This is a genomic window from Pseudomonas sp. SIMBA_067, assembly GCF_046534675.1.
GTDB lineage: Bacteria > Pseudomonadota > Gammaproteobacteria > Pseudomonadales > Pseudomonadaceae > Aquipseudomonas > Aquipseudomonas putida.
On sequence record NZ_JAWRYH010001223.1, the window covers coordinates 1 to 241 of the forward strand.

Genomic DNA, 241 nt, shown 5'->3' on the forward strand with positions numbered 1-241 from the left:
GGCTATTATCAGGAACCGTTCCGACATTAATTTGTTACGGTCTACAAATTATCAATCCTAGTTGGTTTGATGCCGCGAGTTGTTTAATTTGTGGCATTGTAGCAATGAGTATTGGTAGTTCATGGACTACAGCAGCGACTATAGGTGTTGCGTTACTCGGTGTCGCTTCAGGACTGGGTTTAGAGCCGACAGTTACCGCGGGTGCTGTAATATCAGGCGCATATTTTGGCGATAAGCTTAG

The 241-nt window shown here is 44.8% G+C and carries 1 protein-coding gene; it reads left to right on the plus strand.

The genetic code is table 11. From position 1 onward, the window contains the following. On the plus strand, window positions 1-241 hold a 241-nt coding region (locus SB765_RS33190; RefSeq protein ID WP_410932972.1), incomplete at both ends, for a Na+/H+ antiporter NhaC family protein.